Raw genomic sequence first — 24,511 nt, forward strand, 5'->3', positions numbered from 1 at the left:
GTCCCGGGCACACCTTGGCAGTGGTAGTGTGTCGAAATATTTCTGACATATTGATCAGAAATCCCCTACTTCCCCCTGCAAAGGAATGCCTTCAACCATGCACTTTCCACTCAAGCAATTGGCGGCTGCCACACTTTTCGCGGCCAGCCTTTCGGTGATGACTACGCCCGCCTTTGCCAACATCACTCCAGAGCAAAGCACGGCGATTCTGAAGAGTTTCAGCGAAACGTCGGTCACTGATTTCCGTGGTTTCCTAGGCACCCTGGCCAAGGGCGACCTGGGCAAGGCCGACGACGTGGGCCCGGCGATCAGCGCCTTTCTCGATAACAAAACCCTGACCGCCGACCAGCAGAACGAAATCCACCGCCTGCTGGGTATTTACACCCGAGTGAAATACGGCAAGGCCGCCCTCGACACACTGCGCGAACTGGTGGAAATCCCGACCTTTAACGTCGACGGCGTGCCGCAGTACAGAAACCCGGAATTCATCCGGATTGCCGACAAGATCCAGGCCCTGGCCAAGACCTTCAACCTGAACTTCCGTAACGTCGACAACCGCGTGTACGAGATTTCCCTGCAAGGCAGCGGTGACGAAGTGGTGGGCATCCACGCCCACGCCGACGTGGTGCCGGTAACGCCGGAAAACTGGGTGCTGAAAGACGGCACCAAGCTCGACCCGTTCAAGGTCACGCTGATCGGCGACCGCATGTATGGCCGGGGCACCGAGGATGACAAAAACGGCATCGTGGTGGCGATGTACGCCATGAAGGTGATCAAGGAAGAAAAGTTGCCGTTGGCCCGCAACTTCAAGCTGCTGGTGGACACCACCGAAGAAACCTCCGGTGACGCGATCCCCTATTACTTCGAACGCAACCCGACGCCGCAATACAACCTGGCGCTGGATGGCGGCTACCCGGTGGTGATTGCCGAGAAAGGTTATGGCACTGTCATGGCCACCTTCCCGCGCCGCAAAGGAGAAGGCAAAGGCGCCGAAATCATCTCGATGACCGGCGGCATGGCCACCAACCAGATTCCATCGGCCTCGGTTGCAACGTTTATCAGCGACAAGCCTGCCGCACTGGCCGCCAGCCTGCAAAAAGCCGGCGCGGAGTATGCCAAGCGCAACGGCGGCGACTTCGAGGTCGCAGCCAAGGTGGTCGGCAAAGAGGTCAAGCTGACGGTGACCGGGGTTTCCGCACACTCCTCCGAACCACAATCTGGCATCAACCCGGTGTCGCGCATGCTGGAGTTGATCCACGTTGTCGACGGCAAGATCGCCCTCAAGCATAACCACATCACCGACGCCGCCCGTTATGCCTCGGATAACTGGGGCCTGGATTATCTGGGCGGCAAATTGGGCGTAGGTTTCTCCGACGATTTCATGGGGCCGCTGACCACCTCGTTGACCTTTGTCGGCCTGGATGACAAAGCTTTCAAGCTGGCGGTGAACCTGCGTGTACCAAAGGGCAAATCGCCGGAGAAGCTGAAAACCGAGATTTCCGACAAGCTGAGCGCCTGGGACAAGCAAACCAAGGTCAACGTGGACTTCACCTACTCGGTCGCCGAACCGATGTTCCGCAACCCGGAAGGTGAGTGGGTGAAGGCGTTGTTGGCCGTGGCCAGCGAGAACCTGGGCATGGAGCATAAGTTCGGCACCTCGGCCGGCGCGACGTCCGTGCATGAACTGCCCAATGGCGTGCAATTCGGCCTGGCGCGGCCGGAAGTGAAATACACCGGACACACCGACAATGAGTTCAAGACGGTCGAGCAATTCTTGCTGGATCTGCAGATCGTCACCGAGATGATGGGGCGTATCGGGGAGTTGCCGAAGCTCTGACAGCGGTTCGAGCCCGCTACGGCTCAGCAACAGATAGCACATGCAAAAACGCCGATCAGCATTGATCGGCGTTTGCATTGATAGACAAAAAACTCAACCTGCCACGCCCAGGAACGGCAACGCCAAGTACAACTTGATCACCACCGCATTGGTGATATCGATGAAAAACGCCCCCACCATTGGCACCACCAGAAACGCAATCTGCGACGGGCCGAAGCGTTGAGTCACTGCTTGCATATTGGCAATGGCCGTTGGCGTGGCGCCGAGTCCGAAACCGCAATGCCCTGCCGCCAACACCGCCGCATCATAGTTGCTGCCCATGACCCGGAACGTGACGAAAATCGCGAACAGCGCCATCAACAACGCCTGCGCGGCCAACAGGATCACTATCGGCAGCGCCAGTGCCGCAAGGTCCCAGAGTTTGAGCGACATTAGGGCAATGGCCAGGAACAACGACAAACTGACGTTGCCCAGCACCGACACTTCACGCTCGAAAACTTGATGCCAGCCCAGCGCCGACAACCCGTTACGCAGCACTACACCGATAAACAGCACGCACACGAAAGTAGGCAATTCGAACGCTGTTCCTTGAAGAAAACCATTGAGCAAAGTGCCGACCTGCAGACTGATCGCGAGAAGCGCGAGGGTCTCGATAAACGAGGATGAAGTGATCAAGCGTTCTTGGTTTGGCTGCTCGAAGCCCTTGGGCAGGCGCGGTTGCGGGTGCTCCAGGCCTGGCGTCTGGACACGCTTGATGAGCAAGCGCGCGACCGGCCCACCAATCAAGCCGCCGAGGACCAAACCGAAGGTTGCCGAAGCGATGGCCAGTTCGGAGGCGGAGGCGACCGCATACTTTTCGCTGAACACCGAGCCCCACGCAGCCCCGGTGCCGTGACCACCCGACAATGTCACGGAGCCCGCAAGCAAGCCCATCAGAGGGTCAAGCCCCAACGCCGTAGCCAACGCGATGCCCATGGCGTTCTGCACCACCAACAGTGCGGTAACGACCAGCAGGAAAATACCCAGGATGCGTCCGCCTTTCTTCAGGTTGGCGAAGTCCGCATTCAGTCCAATGGTGGCAAAAAATGCCAACATCAACGGGGTTTGCAACGAAGGGTCGAACCGCACCTCGATATCAGCCAGCCCGCGTAACGCCAGCAGCAGCATGGCAACCAATAAGCCGCCGGCCACCGGCTCAGGAATGTTGTAAGTGCGCAAAAAACTGATACGCGCGACCAGTCCGCGCCCCAGCAATAGAACCAGTGACGCGGCGACCAGCGTGGAATAGAAATCGAGTTCAAGCATCTAGGCAGCTCTCTGGAATGGGCCGGGAAATCGGGCACGCCAGAGTAAAGATCACGAGGCCTGTACGCACCCACCTCACTCCAACTACAGAAAACTCCTACAAAACGTACAACAACGCCCGGCAAAACGGGTGTGCATCATCGAAAAAACAGCACAAACAAAAACGCCGATCATCTCTGATCGGCGTTTTTGTTGAATATGGAGCGGGAAACGAGACTCGAACTCGCGACCCCGACCTTGGCAAGGTCGTGCTCTACCAACTGAGCTATTCCCGCAAATGGCGTCCCCTAGGGGACTCGAACCCCTGTTACCGCCGTGAAAGGGCGGTGTCCTAGGCCACTAGACGAAGGGGACACGCTACTGAAACACATGGTGTGTATTTCAGTGCCCAGAGGCCTCGTCCGAAGACTTGGTCCTGGTTTCACTCAGTGCCGCCCGAAAGCCACACTGCTTGTAAATTGGAGCGGGAAACGAGACTCGAACTCGCGACCCCGACCTTGGCAAGGTCGTGCTCTACCAACTGAGCTATTCCCGCATATGGCGTCCCCTAGGGGACTCGAACCCCTGTTACCGCCGTGAAAGGGCGGTGTCCTAGGCCACTAGACGAAGGGGACACACGTACAACATTCACTCCCTACCGCGTTTCGCTGTGTGCTTTACGCTGTAAGTGGCGCGCATTCTATGGATGGATTGAAAGGTCGTCAACCCCCAAGGATAAATTTATTTAAATCAATGACTTCGCCCGCGTTTACCGGGCTTGGCGGGCATTCTGGCCGCCCGGGGCTTGGCGCCTATATTCTGGCGCCCGACAAGACGCTATAGTTCGCTGTAGCAAATGATGGCAATGTGCATCTACGCGGTAAGCGGCTACCTATATAGAAGAAACTACCTGGGCAACTGGTCGATCAGTCCTATCCGCCGACAAGTCCAGTCACTACACTCCACTGTAAACCCTATCAAAGAGGTCACACCGGTGACACCACTCATGATCACCCTGCTGGTAATAGCCGGGATCGTAATACTGATCGCCATTGGCTACATGAACCACGTGGTGGAAAACAACAAGCTGGAAAAGCAGCGCACCGAGATCGAGCTTAATGATCGGCTGCGTCGTTGCGGTGAAATCACCGAGACCTTCCCAGGCCAGTTGATGACCCCGGCGCTCAAACTGTTACTGACCCGCCTGGAACTCAACGTCAACCAGCGCCTGTTGAACCTCAACAAGACCAGGGCACCGCTCAAGGCACGTATCACTGAGCTGAACGCACTGATAGCCCAGGGTGAATCCATCCCGGTCAACAACCCGCCGGCGCCGATCCAGACCGAAGCCAAGGCCAAAGACGTGCGCTTCCTGCTGGAAGCCCTGCACGGCCAAGTCACCCGCGCTGCCCAGGACGGTTTCCTGCCGACCAACGAAGCCAAGCACTGGATCAAGGAAATCCGTCATATCCTGGTGCTGTTGCACATAGAATTCTTCAACAACCTCGGCCAGCACGCCTTGCAGCAAGGTCAGCCAGGCCAGGCGCGCCTGGCCTTCGAACGTGGTGTGCAGTACCTGCGCAAGCAACCTGAGCCGGTGCTCTACAGTGCTCAGTTGCAACTGCTGGAAGGCCAACTGGCGCGCGCCAACTCTACGGTACTGGCGAACAGCAAACAGGCGGCAGAAGAAGTCAACGAACTGACCCAAGGCATGAAAGAAGTCGACGCCGACGCCGAGTGGAAAAAGAAAGTCATCTACGACTGATCAACGCCCTCCCCTGTGGTGATCGGCCGGCCCGCTCACCACAACATGCCATCACTTTGCATCTATCGCCTCGCCCCCGACTAGCGTAAAAAAGTGCCCCTCACTCCGTGAAGTCAGAGGCCCGCTATGCCTATCGCCGTCATTGATGGACAACCGCTGCATTACGTTGACCAGGGCACCGGCCCTGTCGTCCTGCTCGGCTCAAGCTACCTGTGGGACCGCGACATGTGGGCCCCACAGATCGAAGCCCTGTCGCAACAGTACCGCGTGATCGTGCCCGAACTATGGGGCCACGGCGAATCGGGCCAACTCCCCGCGCGCACCCACTCCCTCGACGACCTCGCGCGCCAGGCCCTGGCCCTGCTTGACCACTTGGAGATCGCACAGATCAACCTGGTAGGCCTCTCGGTCGGCGGTATGTGGGGCGCACGCCTGGCGCTGCAGGCCCCCGAGCGGATCAACAGCCTGGTGCTGATGGACACCTACCTCGGCGCCGAGCCAGAGGCCACGCGCCAGTATTACTTCTCGTTGTTCAAGATGATTGAAGACGCCGGCGCCATTCCTGAGCCGCTGCTGGATGTGATCGCGCCGATCTTCTTTCGCCCGGACATCGACCGCGAATCAGCGCTCTACCAGGATTTTCGCAAGTCGCTGCAGGACTTTCCCCGGGAACGCCTGCTGCACAGCATCGTGCCCCTGGGGCGATTGATCTTCAGCCGCACCGATGTGCTGGACCAACTCCCGCGCCTGGATGCCGATACCACCTTGGTGATGTGTGGCGAACAAGACAAACCTCGCCCACCCGCCGAATCCGAGGAGATGGCCGAACTGATAGGCTGTGCCTTGACCTTGATTCCCGACGCCGGGCATATCTCCAGCCGGGAGAACCCGGATTTCGTCAACGAAGCACTGCTGACCTTCCTCGCCAACCACGCCTGATCGCCCTTCCCTTTGATCGCGGCCTCTGTGCGGCGATCAAAGGCGGAAGTGCCCTACCATGCCCTTGAGCTCCGCCCCCAACTGTGCCAGCTGGATACTCGACGCCGCATTGCCCTGCATGCTCAACGCCGACTGATCGGCACTCGCACGAATACTGGTGACACTGCGGTTGATCTCTTCGGCCACCGAGCTTTGCTCCTCAGCCGCAGCGGCAATCTGCTGGTTCATCTGCTGGATCAACGACACCGCGACCGCGATGCTGCCCAGGGCACTCTCGGTTTCCAGCGCATCGCTGACCGCCAGTTTCACCAGCTCGCCACTTTGCTGAATCTGCTGCACCGACGATTGCGCAGCACTGCGCAAGGTACTGACGAGCCGCTCGATTTCTTCGGTCGATTGCTGGGTGCGCTTGGCCAGTGCCCGGACTTCATCGGCCACGACCGCAAAACCTCGGCCCTGTTCGCCGGCGCGGGCGGCTTCGATGGCGGCGTTCAAGGCCAGCAGGTTGGTCTGTTCGGCAACGCTTTTGATCACGCCCAGCACGGTGCCGATATGCTGGATTTCGGCACTGAGGCTATCGATGCTGGTGCTTGCGCGGGTACTGGAAGTGGCCAGCAGCTCGATGCGCTGCAAACTCTGGCGCACCACCTGTTGGCCACTGTCGACCTTCTCGTCCGCCGTCTGCGCGGCTTGCGCGGCCTCTTCGGCGTTGCGCGCCACATCGTGCACAGTGGCGGTCATCTGGTTCATCGCAGTGGCAACCTGCTCGGTCTCCTCCTTCTGGCTGCTCACCTCGACGTTGGTCTGCTCGGTCACGCTGGACAGCGACTGCGCCGAGCTTGCCAATTGTTCGATACCGGCCTGCAGGCCGCTGACCATCTGGCTTAGGCCGCTGCTCATCTGCTGCATCGCCTGCATCAACTGGCCGATTTCATCCCGCCGGCTGACCTCCATACGCCCGCTCAAATCCCCGGCGGCGATCTGTTGGGCCACCGCGATCACACTGCGCAGCGGCGCGACGATCAAGCGCGTAATCACCCAGGCCGCTATCAACCCCACCAGCAAGGCCAGGGCCGACGAACCGACGATCAGCATCGCGCTCTTCTTCAGTTGCGCCTGCATCGACAGGTCTTCGGCGTCATAGGCCTGATTGACTCGGCTGACCACTTGGTCAGCACGATCATGCAGTTGTTTGTAGACGACTTTTTCCTGCGCCAGCAGACCGGTGTATTCCCCCAGCTTCTCGCTGAACGCGGCGATATGCCCGGAAACTTCGTTGAGCACCGTCTGATAACCGGCGTCCTTGACCGACGTTTTCAGTTGCTCGACCTGAGCCAGGGCCTGGTCGGCCTGCTCGATCTTGCCCTGCTCGGCCTCGTCAGCATCCGCCTTGCGGCTCTGGTCCAGGCGGACATGGGCTTCGTTCATGGCCTGCAACATCAAGCGTGAAACCTGACTGACCTGGCCTGCCTGCTCGATAAACTCGGCCCCCTCCTTACCTTGGCTTTCCTTGAGGCCATAGGCACCGTCGTCCGCCAGGCCGGCCTGCAACACATCCAGGTTATTCGCCACGCTGGACACCGACCAACTGGCCATTTCCAGCGCCAGGTCCTTGGTCTGTGTCAGTTCGACAAACTCATCGAAGGCCTTGCGGTAGGCAGCGAGGGCCTGCTCGACCTCGGCCATCACCGGCACATTTGCCGCAGACCGGGCCTTGAGACTGGCTGCCTGGGCCGCCAGGGCATCGACGCTTTCATGCAGGGCGTCGACGGCCTTGGGGTCGGCGTGCAGCGCGTAGTCCTGCTCGATCAGGCGCACCTTGAGCAAGCCGCTGTTAAGCGAAGACATCGCGTTGAGGCCTTCGAAACGCTGGCCAACGGTTTGCAGGGACCACACGCCGATAGCGGCTATCAAAGCCGTCAGCAACAGCACCAGGGTGAACCCCAAGCCGAGTTTTTTCGCCATACCGAGGTTGGCGAAACGTCGTTGCACGCCTGAAATCATTGCAGTTGAATCCTCTTGCAATGGCAGATGCCATCAAGCCCGATTGACAAGCAGCGAGATTCGCAACCACAAGGCACTGAACACAAGGCATTGGCGCCACAATAATGGCAAAAAGCTACAAGCTCGTCGTTTTCAGAATGGTCGAGGTCGATCTGGCGGCACCCATCGTGCGGAACAACGCCAACGCGCGTTGATCGGTGGCATAGGCGACGTTGATGCGCAGCCAATCACTGTGCCCACCGGTTGGACTGAACAACGCCCCAGGTGCCAACAATACGCCCAAGTGCCGAGCGCACGCCTGCAACCGCGAAGGCTGCGCCGCCCCTGGGCGTGCCCACAGGAACATACCGCCGGTGGGTACGGCGAACACCTCCCACTCTTCGTCCTCCAGCACTTGCAGGGTCACGGCCATTTCACTACTCAACCGCTTGCGCAGGCGCTGCACCCATTTGCGATACGTACCATTGGCCAGCAACGTGGCGACCACCGCTTCAGCAAACCGGGAGGTGCCGAAACCGGTCAGGGTCTTGAGGCTGGCCAGTTGCGCGATGATCGTACTGCTGGCGCAGAGGTAGCCCACGCGCAAGGCGCTGCTCAAGGTCTTGGAAAAACTGGCGACGTAGATCACTCGATCATCATGGGGGAGTGCCGAAAGCCGCGTGCAACTGGCCTGCTGCAGGTCACCATAGACGTCTTCCTCAATGATCAGGAAGTTTTCGCGGTGCGCCAGCTCCAGCAAACGCTCGGCCACCACGCGACACAGGCTGGTACCCGTCGGGTTGTGATACAGGCTGTGGATGAACAGGCACTTGGGGCGATGCTGTTGCAGCAGCGCCTCCAGCGCCGGGAGGTCAGGGCCACTTCGGGTGCGTGGCACTTCCAACAGTTGTACGCCCTGGAACGCCAACTGCCGATAGAGGTTGCCATACCCCGGGGTTTCGACCACCACACTGTCGCCGGCCCTGAGTAGCGTGCGTATCAGCAGGTCCTGCGCGTGGCTGGCGCCGGCGGTGGTGAGGATGCGATCCAGGCTGGTGGCGATGTGAATCTGAGTCAGGCGCTTGAGCAGTTGCTCGCGCAGCGCGGGCAAACCCAAGGGCGTGCTGTAGTTGAACAGGCCGGCGGTGTCGGTGCGGGCGACCTCACGAATCGCGTAACTGATGTCATCGCTTTCGCGCCAGGCATCGGGTAACCAGCCGCAACCCAGTTTCAACTCCCCCAACGGATTATCGGCGAAGGCGCCCCACTCGCGCTCCGCCCCCTCATACCAATTGCCTTCGTGGCACGCCGGTGGCTGGGCCACCACAAATCCCGAGCCCTGCCGGGGAGCCAGCACCCCCTGGGCGACCATCCTCTCGAATGCTTCGATCACGTTGGACTGGCTGAGCAGATTATCCAGGGCCAATTGGCGGATGGACGGCAAGCGTGTACCGGGGCTGACCCCGTCCCTGCGAATCCATTGCGCCACTGCACTGACGATTTGCTGCACCACCGGTACAAGGGCTTGTCGATCGATCCCTAAATCCATGAGCCACTCACTTCAACTGTCTGTTATCAACCCCAAGAGTTAAGCACAGAAGCCCTGAATTTCCGGTCGCGAAATTTTATTAAAGTATTGATTTAATTGACTTATTCACCTAATGACACATATTCGGTCGCGGCGTTTTGCCAGCTCTGGAAAAGCCCCACACCCCCCCTGACGTTTTCGAACAGGGGGCGACGCAGAGTCCTAGATAGCCGTCGCACCACCGTCCACAGCCAGGGCATGACCCGTGGTGAACGCGGCTCCGTCGCTGCACAGGTACAGCACTGCGCTGGCGATTTCCTCCACCTTGCCGATACGCCCGACCGGGTGCATGGCGGCGGCGAATTCGGCCTTGCGCGGGTCGGCTTCATAAGCGCGCCGGAACATGTCGGTGTCGATCACCGCCGGGCAGACCGCGTTGACGCGGATTTTCTTCTTCGCATACTCGATGGCCGCCGACTTGGTCAGGCCGATCACCGCGTGCTTGGAGGCCGCGTAGATACTCATCTTCGGTGCCGCACCCAACCCCGCCACCGACGCGGTGTTGACGATGGCCCCACCGCCCTGGGCCAGCAGCAACGGCAACTGGTACTTCATGCACAACCACACCCCTTTGACGTTCACGCCCATGATGGCGTCGAACTCATCCAGGCTGCCGTCCGCCAGCTTGCCCTTCTCGATCTCGATGCCGGCGTTATTGAAGGCATAGTCCAGGCGCCCATAGGCGCTGAGGGTCTGTGCCATCAACTGCTGCACATCCGCCTCCTGCGTGACGTTGCAGCGCACGAACAGCGCCTCGCCACCCGCCTGGTGGATCAGCGCAACCGTGCCCTCGCCGCCTGCCACGTCCAGGTCGGCGACCACGACCTTCAAACCTTCGGCGGCGAACGCCAGCGCGGTGGCGCGGCCAATACCGGCAGCGGCGCCGGTGACCAGGGCGACCTGACCGGAAAACGTCATGCTCATGGAGGATGTCCTATGGGGGTTAATTGCAGTGGACGGAGTCTAGCCAACGCCAAGACAGACCTGTCAGCACTATCAGAAGGCCGGTTAGTGCTGCATGAGTCACAGTGATAAGGCAGCCTGGCTCACTATCAATGACACCTATCGACGAGCATTCGCACCCTCGGCTGACCTTGCTCCCGGGCCGTTCAGGGTCTATCAATCATGCTTCACTTCTAAAGAGTCCTTGCCATGACCGCCCAGACCAACCGCCAATTCCTGCTCGCCAAACGCCCGGTCGGCGCGGCCACGCGGGAAACCTTCACCTACCAGGAAGTGCCGGTCGGCACGCCCGAGGATGGGCAGGTGCTGGTGCACAACGAATACCTGTCCCTCGATCCGGCCATGCGGGGCTGGATGAATGAAGGCAAGTCCTACATTCCGCCCGTAGGTATCGGCGAGGTCATGCGCGCGTTGGGTGTGGGCAAGGTGATTGCCTCGAACAACCCGAAATTCGCGGTCGGGGACTACGTGAACGGCGCCTTGGGCGTGCAGGATTACTTCCTCGGCGAGCCGCGCGGTTTCTACAAGGTTGACCCCAAGCTCGCGCCCCTGCCCCGCTACCTTTCTGCACTGGGCATGACCGGCATGACCGCCTACTTCGCACTGCTCGACACCGGCGCGCCCAAGGCGGGTGAAACCGTGGTGATCTCCGGCGCAGCCGGTGCCGTGGGCAGCATTGCCGGGCAGATCGCCAAGCTCAAAGGCTGCCGCGTGGTCGGCATTGCCGGCGGCGCCGACAAATGCAAATTCCTGATTGATGAATTGGGCTTTGATGCAGCCATCGACTACAAGAACGAAGACGTACCCGCCGCCCTGAAGCGCGAATGCCCTAAAGGCGTGGACGTTTATTTCGATAACGTCGGCGGCGACATCCTTGATGCGGTGCTCAGCCGCCTGGCGTTGAAGGCGCGCGTGGTGATTTGCGGCGCCATCAGCCAATACAACAACAAGGAAGCCGTGAAAGGCCCGGCCAACTACCTGTCACTGCTGGTCAACCGCGCACGCATGGAGGGCTTTGTGGTAATGGATCATGCCGCCAACTTTGCCGCCGCCGGCCAGGAAATGGCCGGCTGGATGGCCCAAGGCAAGCTCAAGAGCAAGGAGGACATTGTCGAGGGGCTGGAGACGTTCCCGGAGACCCTGATGAAGCTGTTCAACGGCGAGAACTTTGGGAAGCTGGTGCTCAAGGTCAACTGATACACCGCCCCTCCCACCTTTTTGATCGCTGATCGATCAGGCGATCTCGGCGACGACCGCCGCCAAGGCCTTGGCCGGGTCGGCCGCCTGGCTGATCGGACGGCCGATCACCAGGTAATCGGAGCCCGCGTCCAGTGCCTGGCGCGGGGTCAGGATGCGGCGCTGGTCGTCCTGGGCGCTGCCCGCCGGGCGAATCCCCGGGGTGACCAGCTGCAACGACGGATGGGCAGTCTTCAGCGCCTGGGCTTCCAGTGCTGAACACACCAGGCCATCAAGGCCAGCTTTCTGCGCCAGGGCTGCCAGGCGCAGGACCTGCTCCTGAGGCTCGATATCCAGGCCGATACCCGCCAGGTCTTCACGCTCCATGCTGGTCAACACGGTCACACCGATCAGCAAGGGCTTGGGGCCGCTGCGCTGTTCCAGCACTTCGCGGCAGGCGGTCATCATGCGCAGGCCGCCGGAGCAGTGCACGTTGACCATCCACACGCCCATCTCGGCCGCAGCCTTGACCGCCATCGCGGTGGTGTTGGGGATGTCGTGGAATTTCAGGTCGAGGAACACCTCGAAGCCTTTGTCACGCAGGGTGCCGACGATTTCTGCGGCGCAACTGGTGAACAGTTCCTTGCCGACCTTGACCCGGCAAAGCTTGGGGTCCAACTGGTCAGCCAGCTTCAGTGCGGCGTCACGGGTGGGGTAATCCAGGGCGACGATGATAGGAGTCTGGCAGACGGACATTGGAATGGGCTCTCAGGCAAGTCGAAATCGGCGCGGATTGTAGCGCAAGCAGCGCCGTTGCGGGATCCGATGATCGGTAAATACTGACCAACCGCTATCAGACGGGCATTTCAGGCAATTATTTCAAAGCTGATACATTCACGACATGCCCACAACACGCCCCGTCGCTAGTCTCGCCCGCATGACCCACCGACCAGCACTACCAGCCATGGGGCTGGGCGCCTATGCTGGGCGCAATAATCAGGCAGACGATCGCACTATGCATACCCCTCCCATCCCTGTGAACGACGAGCAAAAAGGCGCGGTAGTCGCCGATGACAAGCGCTGGAATACCCGCGCGCTGATCGTCGACGACGACGTGCCGATTCGCGAACTGCTGATCGACTACCTGGCACGCTTCAATATCCTTGCCACCGGCGTAACCGACGGCGCCGCAATGCGCCTGGCCATGCAAGCCGAAACCTATGATGTGGTGGTACTCGACCTGATGCTGCCGGGCGAAGACGGCCTGACGTTGTGTCGTTGGCTGCGCGCTGAGTCGGACATCCCGATCCTGATGCTCACGGCCCGCTGCGAACCCACCGACCGCATCATCGGCCTGGAACTGGGGGCCGACGACTACATGTCCAAACCCTTCGAACCGCGTGAACTGGTGGCTCGGATCCAGACCATCCTGCGCCGCGTGCGCGATGACCGCACCGAGCAGCGCGCCAATATCCGCTTCGACAACTGGCGCCTCAACAGCGTGTTGCGTCAATTGGTGGCCGACGATGGTTTGGTGGTGCCGCTGTCCAACGCTGAATTCCGCCTGCTGTGGGTGTTTATCGAACGCCCGCGTCGGGTGTTGAGCCGCGAGCAATTGCTTGATGCCGCCCGTGGTCGCTCGATTGAAGCCTTTGATCGCAGTATCGACTTGCTGGTGTCGCGCCTGCGGCAAAAACTCGGGGATGATCCCAAGGCGCCGCAGTTGATCAAGACCGTGCGTGGCGAAGGCTATCTGTTCGATGCACGGGATATTGGCTGATGCGCGCGCCCTTCAACACGCTGTTCGGTCGGCTGTTCGGCGTGTTGCTGGTGGCGATTGTGCTGGCCCATGCGCTGGCGTTCTTCTGGTTTCACCACTACGGGCAACCGCCGCCCCCACCGCCCGAGCGGTTTATCGAGTTGCCGGACGGGACCCTGGCGCCGATGCGCGAGAAGCATAAACGCCCCTGGTTTGGCGGCCCGGTGGTGCCCCTGACCTTTCAATTCGTCTCGTTGATTATCGCAGCCTGGTACGGTGCCAAACTGCTGAGCCGGCCGATACAGCGCCTGAGTGAAGCGGCGGAACGTTTGAGCCTGGACCTCGACAGCCCGCCCCTCGACGAATCCGGCCCTCGGGAAGCACGACAGGCGGCCTCGACCTTTAACCTGATGCAGAAGCGCATTCGCGAGCAGGTCAGCCAACGCGCGCGCATGCTCGGCGCGGTCTCCCATGACCTGCGCACCCCGCTGTCGCGCCTCAAGCTGCGCCTGGAACAGATCGAGGACACGCGCCTGCAGGGCCAGATGCGCCAAGACCTGAACGACATGATCGGCATGCTCGATGCCACCCTGAGCTACCTGCATGAACAACGCACCAGCGAAACCCGGCATTGGCTGGATGTACAGGCGCTGGTGGAATCCATGAGTGAGAACGCCCAGGACCAGGGCTCCGATGTGCAATCTGCCGGCACCTGCGTGCCCTTGCAGGTGCAACCGATGGCCTTGCGTTCATGCCTCAACAACCTGATCGATAATGCCTTGCGCTATGCCGGCACGGCCCGCGTGGAGTTGGAGGACAGCCGCGAGGCGCTGGTCATCCGCGTAATCGACCACGGGCCGGGGATTGCCGCAGATAAGCGCGAGGCGGTATTCGAGCCGTTCTATCGGCTTGAAGGCTCGCGTAACCGCAACTCCGGCGGCGTCGGCCTGGGCATGACCATTTCCAAGGAAGCCGCGGAGCGCCTTGGCGGCCGCCTGAGCCTGGAAGAGACGCCAGGCGGCGGCTTGACCGCAGTGATGTGGTTACCCAGGGCTTAAAGGGGCTTGTCTTCGCGCCGCCCCTGCGCCTGGGTTGCGCTCCAATCCATCAACAGGCTGTAGGCGACGGCCAGCAAGGTCGGGCCGATAAACAGGCCGATAAAGCCAAAGGCAATCAAGCCGCCGAAAACCCCGAGCAATACGATCACCAGCGGCAAATTGCCGCCACGGCTGATCAGGTACGGCTTAAGCACGTTGTCCACGCCGCTGATGATGAACGTACCCCACACACCGAGGAACACCGCGTAGGTGTAGTCGCCTTTCCACGCCAGCCAGGCCGTGGCCGGGATCCACACCAGCGGCGGGCCCATCGGGATCAGGCTGAGCAGGAACGTGACGATCCCCAGTACCAGCGCGCCCGGCACGCCGGCGATCAGGAAACCGATCAGCGCCAGTACCGCCTGGGCGGCAGCGGTGCCGATCACGCCGTTGACCACCCGTTGTACGGTACCCGCCACCAGTTCGATGTAGTAACCGGCGCGGTCACCGATCAGGCGCTCCAGCAAACGATGGACGAACATCGCCAGACGTGGGCCATCACGATAGAAAAAGAACACAAACACCAGGCTCAGGGTCAGTTCGAGGATGCCACCTCCGATCTGCGCACTGCGCGCCAGCAGCCAGTTGCCCACCTGCCCCAGGTACGGTTTGAGGCTGACCATCAGCGCTGCGCCCTGCTCGTCGATGCTGTTCCACATCCCGATCAGGCGCTCCCCCACAAAGGGAATCGCCGCCAACCAGGTTGGCGCCTCGGGCAGACCATCGACCTGAATATCCTTGATCAACGCCACGGCATCACGCACATGGTCCGCGAGGTTGAACCCCAGCCACACCAGTGGCACCGCCACCAGCAACATCCAGCCCAAGGTCAGGATGCCGGCGGCCAGGGATTCACGGCCGCCCAGCCAGCGGGTCAGCAGCACCATCAACGGCCAACTGGCAAACGCCAGCACAGCCCCCCAGAACAGCGCCGACCAGAACGGCGCCATCACCCAGAAACTGGCACCAAACAGCACCAGCAGCAGGATTTGCACCAGCAGGCGATCGTTATTGAGCATGGGGTATCTCTAGAAAAAGGCGGTAGGAGAGAGCTTAGGCGAACGGCACGGGTCCGTTCGCCCTGTTACGGTCAGCGTATCAGATGCAGGTGCAGGCCTTTGGTTTCAGTGCTGCCGGTTTCCAGGCGCGCGGCGCGCACGCCCTTGTCGACCAAGGCCTGGCGCCAGGCTTCGGCGTTGGGGCCGGTCAGACTGACGCGCAAGGTGGCATCAAGGTTCAAGCCCCGGGAAATCAGGGTCAGCCAGGTGTCGTCCGGGTCGCCGGCCAGCGCGGGAAAATCCAGCTCGCCGGTGCTTTTCAGCTCGCGCAACAAGGTGGCCGAGGTGGGCAACAAATCGCCCAACGGTGCGCTGGCATCCAGTTGCTCCACATGCAGGTAGGCACGACGGTTGCCCCGGGTGATGCCATACATGGCCACCAGGGAATTGTCCTGCGGGGCCGCCAGACGCAGCAGCAGATATTCCTGCTGGCCGTCGGCACCGACTAGCTTGGCGTTGCCGAAGACTTCATTGGCCCACAGGCTGCTTTCACCGCAGTCGCGGGCCTGGCACCAGAACAACAACTGCGCGCCGTTGGCCTGCAATGCTTCGCGCGTCGACGTGAACGCCGCACTGGAGGTGTGCTCGGCAGGCAGTTCATAGGTAATTGCGGTGGTTTGCCCACGGGCGGTGGCCTGGCCCTCGTAACGCAACTGGCCACTGATCTTGCGGATCGCCCCCATGGGGTAGATGCGTTCCTTTTCTTCAGCGGGGCGGTAATCGACGATCTGCGCGTCGACCTGACGGGCCACGCCAGGTAAATCCTGGCTTCCCGGCACATCGGCGGCGAACACCATGGGGCTGAAACAGCACAGTCCGAGGGCACGGATACATCCTTTACGCAGGCTCATCGGATCGGTGAGCCCTGGCCATCGGAGGTCGCAGCGGTGTTGAGTTGGTTCATGGTTGACTCCCTTTCAATCCGCCCAGCCTCGGCAGTTGACCGCCCCAAGTCAAGGCGCGGAGAAGAACCGATTGAAACAGTCTGCAACAAGGGCCGCACCGGGCTCATCATTCAGGTGTAAATGATGGCCACCAGGCAACGTGGTTACCGTAAAGGGTAGCTGGGAAAGCAATTCTGGATGTTTCGCCAACATGCCGTCGGCGGCGACCACTAACTGCGTAGGACAACCCACGCGCCGCACGAAGGCCATCGCCTGTTCATCGGTCAGACGCACCGGCGAAGCCAGGGTCAGGCGACTGTCGGAGCGCCAGGTATAACCCCCCGGCACCGGCATCAAACCGCGCTGGGCCAGCAGTTCTGCGGCTTCACGACTGACCGCAACCAAGCCTTTCATGCGCGCTTCAACCGCCCGATCCAAGGTGCTGTAGACCGGCTTGCGCTTGCCCTGCAGGTTCAATTGCGCCTGCAAGGCCATGCCCAGGCGCTCGGCCGCGTTCTCGCCACTGGCAGTGGGAGGGATCACGCCGTCAATTAAACCCAGGTGCGTCACCCGCTCCGGCAAGGCGCCAGCCAGGACCAGGGAAACGATGGCGCCGAGGGAATGGCCAAGTAATGCAAAACGTTTCCAGCCCAGTTGCTCGGCGACTTGCAGCACATCGTGGACGTAATCCCACAAGGCATAACCGGCACCCGCTGGACGATGCGCCGAATGTCCATGCCCGGCCATATCCAGGGCCACGATGCGCAGGCCCTCAAGCTTCGGCGCCAGGCGCGCAAAGCTGTTGGCATTGTCCAGCCAGCCATGCAGGGCAATCACCGGCAACCCATCTTCGGGACCAAACAGATGGGCCGCCAACTCGATATGCGGCAGGCTCAGGCGCACTTCTTCGACGGGTGTACTCATGCGCAACTGCGCTCACGGGCTTGCCAGCGGGCGAACAGGGTCTTGATCAAGGTCGCGGTGTCCTGAGGGCGTTCGAGGGGGAACATATGGCCGCCGGGCATGGTGAGCATTTCGCCCATGGGCAGACGGTCGACCCCGCTGGCGTGATGACGCATCACCACGCGGCTCTGGCGACCGCGCACGACTGCCAGCGGCACTTTCAATTGGCGCACCTGACCGGGGCTGGTGTGAGGCACGCCGCGATAGATGCTGATTTCGGTGGCCGGGTCGAAGCGCAGGCGCAGGCGGTCCCCCGCCTGGTACAGGCCGTGTTGCAGGTAAGCGTCGAAACAGTCGGGGTCGAAGCCACGGAACAGGGTCTTGCCGGCGAAGTAGCTGCGCGCGGCGTCCAGGTCGCTGAACTCCTCACGTCGGCCCAAGGTGCGTCCGGCCGGCGTGAGGCGGTCGATAAACCCGAAGCGCTTGGCGGCGCGGATCACCCAGCGGTCGGCGCGGGTCAAGACGGGCGAATCGAGCATCACCACCCCGCGATACAACTGTGGGCAGCGCATGGCCGCGTGTAGATGCAACACGCCACCCAGGGAGTGGCCCACGCCCCACACCGGTTCCGGTTGCTGCTCCAGATGATGGATCAACTCGTCCACCAGGTTCTGCCAGTTATCGTCCACCGGAAACCGGGGGTCGTGGCCGTGCTGCGGCAAGTGAGCCACCGCATATTCCGGAGCCAGGGCGGCAAACAGCTTGCCGTAGGTGGCAGAGGGGAAGCCATTGGCATGGGCAAAAAACACGTGCTGCGACATAGCGGATCCATCTACAAAAACCGAGATTGATTGTCACCAGCCTCAAGCCGCACAGCAATGACCGTAACCGCCAGGAATGATGACACTCACGCCACGCCTATCGCGCTGGAGGGTTCTCGCCCAGGGGCACCACGGCCATGGTCAGGCGCGAGACACAATTGCACTTGCCGTCGTCGCTGGTCAGGCGGATGTCCCAGACCTGGGTGGTGCGGCCGATATGAATCGCCTTGGCCACCGCCGTCACCCGCCCGCTGCGCACACCGCGCAAGTGGTTGGCGTTGATCTCCAGGCCCACGCAATAGAACTTGCTCGGGTCGACGCACAAGTAAGCCGCCATGGAACCGACGCTCTCGGCCAGTACCACCGACGCGCCGCCATGCAGCAGGCCGAAGGGCTGGTGGGTGCGTTGGTCGACCACCATGCTGGCGGTGAGAGACTCATCGTCGAAGCTTTCAAAGCGGATATCCAGCAGTTCACCGATGGTGTTTTTCTGGCTGGCATTGAGTTGCTCGATATTCGGTTGGGCGCGCCACAAGCTCATGGAAATTGTCCTTATTAGTTTTATTACGACCCTAATCCTGCCACACAATCGCCTCGGTGCGCTCGCTCCACGCCTGAAACTGAGCGCCGTAGGTCGACTCGATGACGTTGCGCTTGATCTTCAAGGTCGGCGTCAGGAAGCCGTTCTCCACCACCCAACTGTCTTTCACCACCACCAGTTGGCGCAGACGCTCATGTTTATCCAGCCCCCCGTTGACCTGTTCCAGCCAGCGTTCAAGGCTGCTGCGCAAGGCTTGCCTGTCCTGGGCTCCCGCCGACAACACGCATAAACCTATCGGCGCGGTGAGGCCATCCCCCACCACGCACACTTGCTCGATGCGCGCATGTTCGGCCAAGCGGTTTTCAATCGGTGCGGGGGCCACATACTTGCCCTTGCTGGTCTTGAAGATTTCCTTGAGCCGCCCGGTCAGGCGCAGGCGTCCGTCGGCATCCTGCTCGCCCTTGTCACCGGTGCGCAGGAAGCCATCGGTGGTGAGGGTCTCGGCAGTTTTCTGCGGATCCTTGAAATAGCCGCGCATGGTCGCGCCACTGCGCACCTGGACTTCGCCGGTCGGGTCGATGCGCACTTCCACACCTGGGCACGGCAGGCCGATCCAGCCGATTTTCTGCTGGCCGGGGCGACACACATGGGAGTAGCCGCAGCTCTCGGTCATGCCATACACCTCAAGTACATCCAGACCCAGGCGTTGATACCAGCGCAGCAGCGCCTCAGGCACGGGGGCCGCCCCGGACAGCGCAATGCGCAACGCGTCCAGGCCCAGGCCGGCGAGCACCTTGTGGCCCACGCGCTTGCCAATGAAGGGCAAGCGCAGCAGGGTGTCCAGGCGTTTTGCGGGGATCTTCGCGTAGACGCCCATCTGGAATTTGGTCCAGATGCGCGGCACGCCAAACAGTGCCGTCGGCTGCGCCCTACGCAGATCGGCCAGGAAGGTGTCGAGGCTTTCGGCGAAAAACACCGTTTGCCCGGTGTAGATCGAGGCCATCTGCACAAACATGCGCTCCGCCACATGGCACAGCGGCAGATAGGAGAGCAGCCGGTCGTCCTCCCCCAGGCCAAACAATTCGGTGCCGCGCGTGGCCGCGAAGCCCAGGGCGCCAAAGCTGTGCATCACGCCTTTGGGCAGGCCGGTGGTGCCGGAGGTGTAGATGATGGTGGCAAGGTCGGGCGCGGCCGGCAGTGGGTCATCCTGGATCGGCGAGCAGGCTTGCAGATCGGCCCAACTGAAATCGAAGGAGCCCTTCGGGCACAACGGCAGGCTGACGCTCGGTACGCCCGCCGGTATGCCGGGGGCCATGGCGGGCCAATCATCGAGCTTGCCGATAAAGACCAGCGCCGCCTCGGAATGGCTGAGCACATGGGCGACGGAATCGGCAGTGAGGTTGGGGTACAGCGGCACCGAGACATGCCCGGCCATCCAGATCGCCAGGTCGGCGATGATCCAGTGAGCGCAGTTTTTCGAGATCAGGGCAATGTGCGAGCCGACGGGCAGTTCCCTGGCTCGTAGCCAGTGTGCGGCGCAACGGGCCTGGTGGCCGACATCGGCCCAGGTGAGAGTCTGTACCTCACCCGCGCCAACGGGCTGGACCAAAAAGGTTTTGCGCGGGTGCCGCGCTTCACGTTCGAAAAAGACCTGCAACGGCAAACGAAAAGCGACGGGCATGGGACGCGCTCCTTTGTGGTCCGACGATAGCCAACCAAGCACTTGCTTGGTTGACTATATAGCACACACAAAGCAGCGATATAGCCTACGGATTCTTCACGCTGACCAGGCTCATCAGGCCCGCCAGCGGGAAGTCGCCCTCCAGTTCCGCCAGGCTGGCGGTGCACATCGGCTGCGGCTGGCGCTGATGACCATGCTGCAGAAAACTGATCAGGCTGCCGACCAGCGGCTGATGGCTGACCAACAGCACATTGTCATCGCTGTCGAGCTTGGTCAGGACCTCCAGCGGATTGCCCTCCGGCGTGAGCCAAGGCACCGTGCGGATGTCCGCTTCAAAACCCAACGCGGCCCGCACCAACTGTGCGGTCTGCTGCGCCCGGACATAAGGACTGGCAATGATTGCACTGAGCGGCTGGCCGATCAGATGCGCGGTACTGCGCAACACTTCGGCGCGGCCATGCTCGGTGAGGTTGCGCTCGGCATCCGTGCGGGCATGACCCTCGGCCTCACCGTGACGCAAGACCCACACCTTCATAGCTTCGGCTCCTCATCACGCACCGGGTGCGGCGCCGGCGGCACGCTGTGGGCGGCTTCGCCCTCGGGTGCACGCGGGGTCGGCCAATCGGCGAACGGCCAAGGCTTCTGCTCCGTATGGAAGCTGCCAAAGCGGCCGATCTGCGCAAGAAACTGGCTGAGGCTGTCGCCAAAGTTCATCAGACCCAGGTTCGGCGCGCCATAGATCAGGCGGTAAATCAACTGCACCACCACCAATGCGCCGAGCAGGAACTGCGCCACCTGCCACACCAGGGCAAACACCAGCATCCACAGGATACGCAGGAGGATGGACTCGTACTTGGGAGCTGCTTTCGGATCGTTCATGGCGCGTTCCTCAGTTGAAACCACTGGTGGAAATAAAGTCGACGTCGGTTTTGGGCTCCGCGCGCATCAGCAGCTCGATGACCTGGTTCAAGGTGCGCCCTTCAAACAGGATCGCGTGCAGCCCGGCGACCAGCGGCATATACACGCCGACTTCCTGGGCCTTGGCCTTGAGCACCTTGAGGGTGTTGACCCCTTCGGCCACTTCGCCCAGGCGCGTCACCGCGTCTTCCAGGCTCAAGCCTTGGCCAAGCGCGAAACCCACCTGGTAGTTGCGGCTTTTCGGCGACGAGCAGGTGACGATCAAGTCGCCCACACCGGCCAGGCCCAGGAAGGTCATCGGATTGGCGCCCTGGTTCACCGCGAAGCGGGTCATTTCCGCCAGGGCGCGGGTAATCAGCATGCTCTTGGTGTTTTCGCCCATACCGAGGGCCACCGCCATACCGGCGATGATCGCGTAGACGTTCTTCAACGCCCCGCCCAACTCCACACCAAAGCGGTCGCCACTGGCGTACACGCGAAAGGTCCGCCCATGCAGCACCGCCTGGACCCGCTCGCACAGTTCCTCGTCTTCACTGGCGATCACCGTGGCGGTCAGCGCGTGCTCAGCGACTTCCCGCGCCAGGTTCGGCCCGGACAGCACGCCAATGCGCGCCTCGGGAGCGATCTCTGCGAGGATTTCGCTCATCAGCTTGAAAGTCTGCGCCTCGATGCCCTTGGTCAGGCTGACCAGCAGCTTGCCCGCCAGGCGCTCGGCATGGGGCGCCAGCACCGAGCGCAAGGCGCTTGAAGGCAGCGCAACGAAGCACAGGTCGCAGTCCGTCAGGGTGGCCAGCAAGTCGGTGACCGGCTCGACCGCCGGATGAATCTTGATGCCTTTAAGGTAGCGGGGGTTTTCCCGATGCACACGAATGGCCTCGGCCTGCTCGGGATCGCGCATCCACTGACGCACCGCGTGACCGTTCTCGGCCAGCAGGTTAGCCACGGCGGTACCAAAACTTCCGCCTCCCAGGACCGCAATAGGGCGCTGTTCAGTCATATGCAATCCGTTAATCCATACCAGTGGCGATGGCGGCATTATACGGGGCGACCCGCTTGCGGCCAGCCCCCGTAGTAAATCGTGCGCCTGTCGGAAAATGCCATGCCTGCGTGACGTAAATGCGAGGGCGACGACTGGCAAATAGCCCCACCTCAGTTAACATGGGCGGCTATCCGTCATTATCAAGGCCATGTCGTGTATTTGGGCCCTCCTTCCCGTTCATCTCTATTGCTGATGCTGTTGTGCAGTGCCCCCGTACTGGCTGACGATCTGTTCCTCGACAGCCAGCCGCTGCCGCAGGTATTGACCGCCACACGCCTCAAGCAATCTGCCGCCGCCGTGCCGGGCAGCATGACGGTGATCGACAGCGAGTTGATCAAGGCCAGCGGTGCCAGGGATATCAGCGAGCTGCTGCGCCTGGTGCCGGGGATGATGGTCGGCTACACCACCGGCAACCAGGCTGCCGTGAACTACCACGGCACCAGTGCCAGCGACGCGCGGCGCATGCAGGTATTGATCGACGGGCGCTCGGTGTACCGCGCCGGCTTGGCCACGGTGGACTGGAGCGACATTCCGGTGGCGATGGAAGATATCGAGCGCATCGAGGTCTTCCGTGGCCCCAACACCGTCAGCTACGGCGCCAATGCCTTGATGGCGGTGGTCAATATCCTCACGCGCGCACCGGCCAACAGCCACGGCTCCCGAGTGAAAGTCATTCGTGGCGAACGTGGCATCAACGACTTCTATGCCAGCCAGGGCCTGGGCTGGGACACCGGTGATCTGCGCCTGTCCCTGTCCGGGCAACAGGACGACGGCTTTGACAGCGATGCCGCCGGGGCCGACCGCCGCGACAGTCGCCGCCTCAGCCGCTTCAGCCTGGCGGTGAGCCAGACGTTGAACGCGCAGCAAAGTATCGACTGGCAACTGGACGCCAAGGAAGGCACCAACCAGCGCCCCTATACCTATACCCCTGTATTTGCCGGGATTACCGAAGGCGGCAACAACTCCGACATCGCGGCCAAGGACTACGCCGGCTCCCTGCGCTGGAATATCGACTTCAATCCCGAACACAGCCTGTATATCCAGGGCTCGGCCCAGCAGTGGGACCGCCAGCAAGTCTGGAAGGCCTGTGACGCCAAGGTCTCGTTCAGCCCGGAGCTGACCCAGTTGTGGCAGCTCAACCCCAACTATGCCGAACGACTGGCCCGGCACATGGACACCTACAGCCAGGGCACCGCGCCAGCTGGCAGCGCCGCCGAACAAGCCTTGGCCAATCAGGTCCTGGACCAATGGCGCAACGGCGCCAGCCAGAGCGTGTGCGGCGACATCGACCAGAGCACCCGCGAAAGCCGCTACGACGTGGAAATTCAAGACACCCTCAGCCTGTCCGACAGCCTGCGCCTGGTCAGCGGCATGAACTACCGCTACGACCGCGCCGACTCCGACACCTACTTCAATGGCACGCTGGACGACACCACCTGGCGCCTGTTCGGCCAACTGGAGTGGCGCGCCAGTGAACATTGGCTGCTGCAAGGCGGGGCCATGTTCGAAGACACGCACCTGAGCGGCCATTCGCTGACGCCAAGGGTGGCGGTCAACTACTTGATCAACCCACGCCACGGCCTGCGTGCGGTGTACTCCGAAGCCATTCGCTCACCGGACATGTTCGAGAACAACGTCAATTGGAGCTACCGCGTCACCAACCTCAGCTCCCCGGCCTATGGGCAAACGACCGGGCAGTACTTCGTGAAGACCCGTGGTCCGGGCAATCTCGACAAAGAACTGATGCGCTCGCGGGAACTGGGTTACAACGGCTTCTTTGCCGACATCGGGCTGAACATGGACGTGAAGCTGTTCTACGATGAAATCACCGACATGATCAGCTCGCCGCTGCGCAATAACCAGTACATCGCCAGCAACGCCAACAGCTCACGGTTCACCGGCGCCGAGTCCCAGTTTGACTGGCGCGTGAGCAACGCCGACCGCCTGCGGCTGACCTATGCTTATGTCGACGCCACCACCAGCAATCCGCTGGACAAAGCGCAAACCGCGCGTAACAGTGGCTCGGCCGGCTGGTTGCGCGAATGGGGCCAAGGGTGGTCCAGCGCGCTGTTCTACTATGGCGACGACGCACTTAACCAATATCGCTTCGAACGGGTCGACCTGCGGGTGGCCAAGCGCATTGCCCTGGGCAAAGCCAACGTGGAGCTGGCCGGTATGTTGCAACAACGCCTCGACAACCAGCCCACCACCTGGGCCGACAACACTTACGACCATCGACATGTGCTCTACTTCAGCGCGGAGTTAGAGTTCTGAC

At 61.5% G+C, this 24,511-nt stretch carries 21 protein-coding genes and 4 tRNA genes; 7 read left to right on the top strand and 18 right to left on the bottom strand.

The window, feature by feature from the left end; all coding sequences use genetic code 11:
- Positions 1-97 precede the first annotated feature (97 nt).
- Complete coding sequence (locus tag J1G35_RS18730; RefSeq protein WP_223015696.1) at positions 98-1,837, top strand: dipeptidase; 1,740 nt, start codon at positions 98-100, stop codon at positions 1,835-1,837.
- Between the two features lie 93 nt (positions 1,838-1,930).
- Here J1G35_RS18730 and gltS read toward each other — a convergent pair whose 3' ends face one another.
- The 5 genes from gltS to J1G35_RS18755 all read right to left on the bottom strand — a co-directional run bounded on the left by gltS (position 1,931) and on the right by J1G35_RS18755 (position 3,756).
- Positions 1,931-3,142: a sodium/glutamate symporter gene (gltS, locus tag J1G35_RS18735; RefSeq protein WP_223015697.1), complete on the bottom strand. Its 1,212-nt coding sequence runs from the start codon at positions 3,140-3,142 to the stop codon at positions 1,931-1,933.
- A gap of 199 nt (positions 3,143-3,341) precedes the next feature.
- Positions 3,342-3,417: transfer RNA gene (locus J1G35_RS18740), tRNA-Gly, on the bottom strand.
- A gap of 3 nt (positions 3,418-3,420) precedes the next feature.
- A tRNA-Glu gene (locus J1G35_RS18745) sits at positions 3,421-3,496 on the bottom strand.
- A 105-nt stretch (positions 3,497-3,601) separates the two neighbouring features.
- Positions 3,602-3,677 (bottom strand) — tRNA-Gly (locus J1G35_RS18750).
- Positions 3,678-3,680: 3 nt separating this feature from the next.
- A tRNA-Glu gene (locus tag J1G35_RS18755) sits at positions 3,681-3,756 on the bottom strand.
- 359 nt (positions 3,757-4,115) lie between these two features.
- Here J1G35_RS18755 and J1G35_RS18760 point away from each other — a divergent pair.
- Both J1G35_RS18760 and J1G35_RS18765 read left to right on the top strand, forming a co-directional pair.
- Positions 4,116-4,886 carry a hypothetical protein gene (locus J1G35_RS18760; protein WP_053128643.1) on the top strand — a complete coding sequence of 257 codons (771 nt, stop codon included), beginning with the start codon at positions 4,116-4,118 and terminating at the stop codon, positions 4,884-4,886.
- A gap of 126 nt (positions 4,887-5,012) precedes the next feature.
- The gene (locus J1G35_RS18765) at positions 5,013-5,825 is read left to right on the top strand and encodes an alpha/beta fold hydrolase (protein ID WP_223015698.1); all 813 of its coding nucleotides are present in this window, start codon (positions 5,013-5,015) and stop codon (positions 5,823-5,825) included.
- 36 nt (positions 5,826-5,861) lie between these two features.
- Here the strand turns inward: J1G35_RS18765 and J1G35_RS18770 are convergent, their stop codons facing one another.
- The 3 genes from J1G35_RS18770 to J1G35_RS18780 form a co-directional block, all read right to left on the bottom strand.
- Positions 5,862-7,829, bottom strand: coding sequence for a methyl-accepting chemotaxis protein (locus J1G35_RS18770; RefSeq protein ID WP_223015699.1), 1,968 nt, complete (start codon positions 7,827-7,829; stop codon positions 5,862-5,864).
- 115 nt (positions 7,830-7,944) lie between these two features.
- Positions 7,945-9,357 (bottom strand): PLP-dependent aminotransferase family protein, encoded by a 1,413-nt coding sequence (locus tag J1G35_RS18775; RefSeq protein WP_223015700.1) that lies wholly within the window; start codon positions 9,355-9,357, stop codon positions 7,945-7,947.
- 201 nt (positions 9,358-9,558) lie between these two features.
- A complete protein-coding gene (locus tag J1G35_RS18780; RefSeq protein WP_053128636.1) occupies positions 9,559-10,320 on the bottom strand; it encodes an SDR family oxidoreductase in 762 nt (253 codons plus the stop codon).
- A gap of 228 nt (positions 10,321-10,548) precedes the next feature.
- On the opposite strand from J1G35_RS18780, the gene J1G35_RS18785 reads away from it, so the two are divergent.
- Positions 10,549-11,556 (top strand): NADP-dependent oxidoreductase, encoded by a 1,008-nt coding sequence (locus J1G35_RS18785; protein ID WP_053128635.1) that lies wholly within the window; start codon positions 10,549-10,551, stop codon positions 11,554-11,556.
- A 36-nt stretch (positions 11,557-11,592) separates the two neighbouring features.
- On the opposite strand, the gene pyrF is transcribed toward J1G35_RS18785, so the two are convergent.
- Positions 11,593-12,291, bottom strand: a complete 699-nt coding sequence (gene pyrF, locus J1G35_RS18790; RefSeq protein WP_017734306.1) for an orotidine-5'-phosphate decarboxylase — start codon at positions 12,289-12,291, stop codon at positions 11,593-11,595.
- 259 nt (positions 12,292-12,550) lie between these two features.
- On the opposite strand from pyrF, the gene J1G35_RS18795 reads away from it, so the two are divergent.
- Both J1G35_RS18795 and J1G35_RS18800 read left to right on the top strand, forming a co-directional pair.
- Complete coding sequence (locus J1G35_RS18795) at positions 12,551-13,315, top strand: response regulator transcription factor (RefSeq protein ID WP_223015701.1); 765 nt, start codon at positions 12,551-12,553, stop codon at positions 13,313-13,315.
- Entirely contained in the window at positions 13,315-14,352 is a 1,038-nt protein-coding gene (locus J1G35_RS18800) for an ATP-binding protein (RefSeq protein WP_223015702.1), read from the top strand. Before J1G35_RS18795 ends, J1G35_RS18800 begins: the two co-directional genes overlap by 1 nt.
- On the opposite strand, the gene J1G35_RS18805 is transcribed toward J1G35_RS18800, so the two are convergent.
- From J1G35_RS18805 to J1G35_RS18845, 9 genes are all read right to left on the bottom strand, one after another.
- A complete protein-coding gene (locus J1G35_RS18805) occupies positions 14,349-15,410 on the bottom strand; it encodes an AI-2E family transporter (RefSeq protein ID WP_053128632.1) in 1,062 nt (353 codons plus the stop codon). The genes J1G35_RS18800 and J1G35_RS18805 overlap by 4 nt on opposite strands.
- 71 nt (positions 15,411-15,481) lie before the next feature.
- Entirely contained in the window at positions 15,482-16,300 is an 819-nt protein-coding gene (locus J1G35_RS18810) for a DUF4892 domain-containing protein (protein ID WP_223015703.1), read from the bottom strand.
- 102 nt (positions 16,301-16,402) lie between these two features.
- The gene (locus J1G35_RS18815) at positions 16,403-17,257 is read right to left on the bottom strand and encodes an alpha/beta hydrolase (RefSeq protein WP_053128628.1); all 855 of its coding nucleotides are present in this window, start codon (positions 17,255-17,257) and stop codon (positions 16,403-16,405) included.
- Positions 17,254-18,057: an alpha/beta hydrolase gene (locus J1G35_RS18820; protein ID WP_053128626.1), complete on the bottom strand. Its 804-nt coding sequence runs from the start codon at positions 18,055-18,057 to the stop codon at positions 17,254-17,256. The genes J1G35_RS18815 and J1G35_RS18820 overlap by 4 nt, the downstream gene beginning before the upstream one ends.
- 97 nt (positions 18,058-18,154) lie before the next feature.
- Positions 18,155-18,598, bottom strand: a complete 444-nt coding sequence (locus J1G35_RS18825) for a hotdog fold thioesterase (protein WP_053128624.1) — start codon at positions 18,596-18,598, stop codon at positions 18,155-18,157.
- 31 nt (positions 18,599-18,629) lie between these two features.
- Positions 18,630-20,279, bottom strand: a complete 1,650-nt coding sequence (locus J1G35_RS18830; protein ID WP_223015704.1) for an AMP-binding protein — start codon at positions 20,277-20,279, stop codon at positions 18,630-18,632.
- 85 nt (positions 20,280-20,364) lie between these two features.
- Positions 20,365-20,814: a phosphohistidine phosphatase SixA gene (gene sixA / locus J1G35_RS18835; protein ID WP_223015705.1), complete on the bottom strand. Its 450-nt coding sequence runs from the start codon at positions 20,812-20,814 to the stop codon at positions 20,365-20,367.
- Positions 20,811-21,158 carry a DUF4389 domain-containing protein gene (locus tag J1G35_RS18840; RefSeq protein ID WP_053128618.1) on the bottom strand — a complete coding sequence of 116 codons (348 nt, stop codon included), beginning with the start codon at positions 21,156-21,158 and terminating at the stop codon, positions 20,811-20,813. Before J1G35_RS18840 ends, sixA begins: the two co-directional genes overlap by 4 nt.
- Before the next feature lie 10 nt (positions 21,159-21,168).
- Positions 21,169-22,194 carry an NAD(P)H-dependent glycerol-3-phosphate dehydrogenase gene (locus J1G35_RS18845; RefSeq protein WP_223015706.1) on the bottom strand — a complete coding sequence of 342 codons (1,026 nt, stop codon included), beginning with the start codon at positions 22,192-22,194 and terminating at the stop codon, positions 21,169-21,171.
- A gap of 195 nt (positions 22,195-22,389) precedes the next feature.
- Between J1G35_RS18845 and J1G35_RS18850 the strand changes: the two genes are divergently transcribed.
- The gene (locus J1G35_RS18850; protein ID WP_347709461.1) at positions 22,390-24,510 is read left to right on the top strand and encodes a TonB-dependent receptor; all 2,121 of its coding nucleotides are present in this window, start codon (positions 22,390-22,392) and stop codon (positions 24,508-24,510) included.
- Position 24,511 lies beyond the last annotated feature (1 nt).

The sequence above is a fragment of the Pseudomonas sp. SH10-3B genome, assembly GCF_019891415.1.
Taxonomy (GTDB): Bacteria; Pseudomonadota; Gammaproteobacteria; order Pseudomonadales; family Pseudomonadaceae; genus Aquipseudomonas.

What these genes read in the sequence shown, in the direction of transcription:
- J1G35_RS18730 (WP_223015696.1), top strand. Translation starts at nt 98, where the DNA reads ATGCACTTTCCACTCAAGCAATTGGCGGCTGCCACACTTTTCGCGGCC.
- gltS (WP_223015697.1), bottom strand. Translation starts at nt 3,142, where the DNA reads ATGCTTGAACTCGATTTCTATTCCACGCTGGTCGCCGCGTCACTGGTT.
- J1G35_RS18765 (WP_223015698.1), top strand. Translation starts at nt 5,013, where the DNA reads ATGCCTATCGCCGTCATTGATGGACAACCGCTGCATTACGTTGACCAG.
- J1G35_RS18770 (WP_223015699.1), bottom strand. Translation starts at nt 7,829, where the DNA reads ATGATTTCAGGCGTGCAACGACGTTTCGCCAACCTCGGTATGGCGAAA.
- J1G35_RS18775 (WP_223015700.1), bottom strand. Translation starts at nt 9,357, where the DNA reads ATGGATTTAGGGATCGATCGACAAGCCCTTGTACCGGTGGTGCAGCAA.
- J1G35_RS18780 (WP_053128636.1), bottom strand. Translation starts at nt 10,320, where the DNA reads ATGAGCATGACGTTTTCCGGTCAGGTCGCCCTGGTCACCGGCGCCGCT.
- J1G35_RS18785 (WP_053128635.1), top strand. Translation starts at nt 10,549, where the DNA reads ATGACCGCCCAGACCAACCGCCAATTCCTGCTCGCCAAACGCCCGGTC.
- pyrF (WP_017734306.1), bottom strand. Translation starts at nt 12,291, where the DNA reads ATGTCCGTCTGCCAGACTCCTATCATCGTCGCCCTGGATTACCCCACC.
- J1G35_RS18795 (WP_223015701.1), top strand. Translation starts at nt 12,551, where the DNA reads ATGCATACCCCTCCCATCCCTGTGAACGACGAGCAAAAAGGCGCGGTA.
- J1G35_RS18800 (WP_223015702.1), top strand. Translation starts at nt 13,315, where the DNA reads ATGCGCGCGCCCTTCAACACGCTGTTCGGTCGGCTGTTCGGCGTGTTG.
- J1G35_RS18805 (WP_053128632.1), bottom strand. Translation starts at nt 15,410, where the DNA reads ATGCTCAATAACGATCGCCTGCTGGTGCAAATCCTGCTGCTGGTGCTG.
- J1G35_RS18810 (WP_223015703.1), bottom strand. Translation starts at nt 16,300, where the DNA reads ATGAGCCTGCGTAAAGGATGTATCCGTGCCCTCGGACTGTGCTGTTTC.
- J1G35_RS18815 (WP_053128628.1), bottom strand. Translation starts at nt 17,257, where the DNA reads ATGAGTACACCCGTCGAAGAAGTGCGCCTGAGCCTGCCGCATATCGAG.
- J1G35_RS18820 (WP_053128626.1), bottom strand. Translation starts at nt 18,057, where the DNA reads ATGTCGCAGCACGTGTTTTTTGCCCATGCCAATGGCTTCCCCTCTGCC.
- J1G35_RS18825 (WP_053128624.1), bottom strand. Translation starts at nt 18,598, where the DNA reads ATGAGCTTGTGGCGCGCCCAACCGAATATCGAGCAACTCAATGCCAGC.
- J1G35_RS18830 (WP_223015704.1), bottom strand. Translation starts at nt 20,279, where the DNA reads ATGCCCGTCGCTTTTCGTTTGCCGTTGCAGGTCTTTTTCGAACGTGAA.
- sixA (WP_223015705.1), bottom strand. Translation starts at nt 20,814, where the DNA reads ATGAAGGTGTGGGTCTTGCGTCACGGTGAGGCCGAGGGTCATGCCCGC.
- J1G35_RS18840 (WP_053128618.1), bottom strand. Translation starts at nt 21,158, where the DNA reads ATGAACGATCCGAAAGCAGCTCCCAAGTACGAGTCCATCCTCCTGCGT.
- J1G35_RS18845 (WP_223015706.1), bottom strand. Translation starts at nt 22,194, where the DNA reads ATGACTGAACAGCGCCCTATTGCGGTCCTGGGAGGCGGAAGTTTTGGT.